Consider the following 3661-nt stretch of genomic DNA (forward strand, 5'->3'; position numbering starts at 1 on the left):
TCTGTCTTAATAAATAATATGGAGAAGATTATAATTAGAATTCCTATAAATATAAATATTTTATTTTTCATGCTTGACCTCTTTTAAAAAAAAGCTGAACTTTTACAAAAGTCCAGCTTAAAATTCATATTAAAGCACAATAGCTTTTGTTTTAATTTCTTCTTTAAGATCTTCTATAAATTTAGAAACTTCAACATCTTTAACTTCTTCTCCACTTCTCTTTCTTACTGAAAGTTTGTGGCTTGCTGTTTCCTTTTCTCCAATTACAAGCATATAATTTACTTTTTTAAGTTGAGCTTCTCTTATCTTGTAACCGACTTTTTCAGCTCTTTCATCAATCTTAACTCTTATGCCGGCTTTTTTAAGTTGATCAAAAACTTCTCCAGCATAAGGCTTAAATTTTTCAGATACAGGAATAATTTCTACTTGAACTGGGCTTAACCATAGTGGGAATTTACCTGCAAAGTGTTCGATTAAAATTCCCATAAATCTTTCAACGGAGCCAAATAAAGCTCTGTGAAGCATTACAGGTCTTTTCTTTGATCCGTCTTCAGCTACATATGTTAATTCGAAATTTTGTGGTAATTGGAAGTCAAGTTGAATTGTTCCGCATTGCCATGTTCTTCCTATTGCATCTTCTAAATGGTAGTCAATCTTTGGTCCATAAAATGCTCCATCGCCTTCATTTATTGTATAAGGCATACCTTTTTCTTCAAGAGCTTCTTTTAAAGCTTTTTCTGCTTCATTCCAAGATTCTAAATCTCCCATATAATCATCAGGTCTTGTAGAAAGTTCTACAGAGTATTTAAAACCGAAAGTATCATATAAAAGATTAGCTAAATCAATTATTTCAAATACTTCTGATTTTATTTGATTTGGCAAGCAATATATGTGAGCATCATCTTGTGTGAAGGATCTTACTCTAAATAGACCATGTAAAGCTCCTGATAATTCGTGTCTGTGAACTAGACCAAATTCTGCATATCTTAAAGGTAAATCCCTATAGGAATGTGGAGTTGTTGAATAAATTAATGTTGAGCCTGGGCAGTTCATCGGTTTAACTGCGTAACCTTCTTCATCAATTTCTGTAAAATACATATTTTCTTTATAGTGATCCCAGTGTCCAGATCTGTGCCACAAATCTTCATTCAAGATTACTGGAGTTAAAATTTCTCCGTATCCTCTTTCTTGTAAAACATTCTTCCACCAGCTCAATAAATTATTTCTTATAATCATGCCATTTGGATGGAAGAAAGGAAATCCTGGTCCTTCTTCGTGCATAGAGAATAAATCAAGTTCACGTCCAAGCTTTCTGTGATCTCTTTTTTCCGCTTCTTCACGTTTTTCTATATATTCGTCTAATTTTTTCTTTTTATCAAAAGCAATTCCATAAATTCTTTGAAGCATCTTGTTATTGGAATCTCCTCTCCAATATGCACCGGCTGTAGATAAAAGTTTTACTGCTTTTATCTTTTTAGTGGATTCAAGATGAGGTCCCCTGCAAAGGTCTGTAAATTCTCCCATTTGATATAGGGTAATAGGTTCATCTTCAGCTAAATCTTCTATGAGTTCTACCTTATAGTCTTGACCTTTTTCTTTGAAATATTTTATGGCGGCATCTCTTGTAATGTCAACTCTTACAATTTTCAAATCTTCTCTTGCAAGTTCAATCATTTTCTTTTCAATTGCTTGAAAATCTTCTTCAACAAATCTGTGGTCTAAGTCCATATCATAATAAAAACCACTGTCAATGGCTGGTCCAATTGCAAATTTTGTATTGGGATATAAAGTTTCAATAGCATATGCCATTAAATGACTAGCTGAATGCCAAAGAATTTTTTGACCTTCCAAATCATCAAGTTTCAAAACTTTAAATGTTGAATCTTCATTAATCTTATCAGCATTTCCCAAAACTTTATCATTAACTTTTGCACCAACGCTATCCCTGTAAAGACCTTCAGAAATAGATTTTGTAACTTCTCCTACACTTATACCTTTTTCAAATTCTTTCTTTTCCCCATCGGGTAATGTTATAAACATACTTCCTCCTTTTAATATAAAAAGGCCTATCATCCAAAGGACGATAGACCGTGGTTCCACCTTAATTAAACTCAAAAGATTTAACGCATCTTACGCTGTAGTTTGCTACAGAACTCCAAGTTAGTTTTCAAATAAATAAAAATCAAGCCTTCCCACCATCAAGCTCTCTCTAAAGACCTTATTTATTCTAATTTTCTCTTCATCGTTAAAAAAATTCTATCACAAATAATAAAAAAAGACAAGTCAGATAAAAAGTCTATTTCTAAACAAATAATATGGAGCCAAAATCTTCAAGCATATTTTCGGATAAGTTTATGATTTCAATATTATATCTCCTGCAAGCATCAATTATTTCTTGCCCACTTGAATGAAGGCTAATATCACCTGTTAATATTAATTTATTATCAATATAACCACTGCAACCTCCAATAAATCCATAGTTAAAACCGCTAAGTTTTATCTCTTTGTGATTAATTTTTATAAGCTCAAAAATATCCTTGCAAGCCTTATAAATAGACATATCAGAACTTACAAGAAAATTATCAGTTACTAGGGTATTGCACTTGGTGTAAGCTTGTCTAACATCAATAAGGCTTACTTTATTTTCTTGATAAAAATTTAAAATATTTTTATCTATAAATTTCAAATTCCCAATAAAGTAACCCTTGTAATAAAAACCGTTTAAGCCAACATGGTCTTTATATAAATATCCTAAACTTTTATCAGTTTTTATAACTTTTCTATCGGTAAATATATCCTTATAATACTTATAATTATCCCTATCTACAAGAATATTCCCATTTTCAAGACCATAAATAAGCATATCTGGATGAGTATTAATTCCCTGGGGCATATTTTTATTTTCAATTGTTTTTACAATCTCATAAGGGAAAACTTTAAGTTTATCTACCATGTAATCAGGCATATTTTTATCTACAATTATATATTTCATTTTCTCATCTCGTAGGCAAAAATTCCTGCTGCTACACCAGCATTTAAAGAATCTACACTATCTCTAATGGGAATTTTAACTTTTAAATTTGCCCTTTCTAGAATTTTTTGACTAACTCCATGGGCCTCGTTTCCAATTACTAAAATCAAATCTCCACTTAAATCGCACTCTTTGATAGGCTTTGAATCCTCCAAGGCTGATACTATTATTTTAAAATTATTTTTAATCAGTTCATCTTCCTTTAAAAAATATATAGGAACTCTAAAAATAGATGCCATTGTAGCTCTTATTGTTTTGGGATTATATATATCACAAGAATCTTCAGAAATAATAACCCCCGAAAGATTAAAGGCATCTGCTGTTCTTATTATAGTACCCATATTCCCAGCATCAGATATTTTATCTAAATATAAGAATTTACCACTTTTTTCTTGGAATTTTTTATGAACCATGGGAAAATAAGAAATTATACCCTGTGGACTTTGTGAATCGGAAATTTTATTAAATAGGTGACTTGGAAAAATAAAATAATCCCTATCTCCTAAAAGGTCTTTATATTGCTCTTCTTTATCATCTCTTATAGCAATATAAGAAGGAGCCATATATTTTATGGCTTCTTTAAATACTATAGGACCTTCCACTAAAAATAAATTTTCCTCATAGCGATAT

General features: G+C 30.9%; 3 protein-coding genes. All 3 read right to left on the bottom strand.

What is annotated here, in order from left to right; translation table 11 throughout:
• Positions 1 to 129: 129 nt before the first annotated feature.
• On the bottom strand, positions 130 to 2040 hold the full coding sequence (gene thrS / locus HMPREF9131_RS07255) for a threonine--tRNA ligase (RefSeq protein ID WP_009346209.1): 1911 nt from the start codon (positions 2038 to 2040) through the stop codon (positions 130 to 132).
• 262 nt (positions 2041 to 2302) lie between these two features.
• Positions 2303 to 2992, bottom strand: a complete 690-nt coding sequence (locus HMPREF9131_RS07260; protein ID WP_009346208.1) for a DUF6873 family GME fold protein — start codon at positions 2990 to 2992, stop codon at positions 2303 to 2305.
• Positions 2989 to 3661, bottom strand: a 673-nt coding sequence (locus HMPREF9131_RS07265; protein ID WP_009346207.1) for an RNA methyltransferase, incomplete at its 5' end; no start/stop codon positions are given. The genes HMPREF9131_RS07265 and HMPREF9131_RS07260, both read right to left, overlap by 4 nt.

The sequence above is a fragment of the Peptoniphilus sp. oral taxon 836 str. F0141 genome (genome assembly GCF_000179335.1).
Lineage (GTDB): Bacteria > Bacillota > Clostridia > Tissierellales > Peptoniphilaceae > Peptoniphilus_A > Peptoniphilus_A lacrimalis.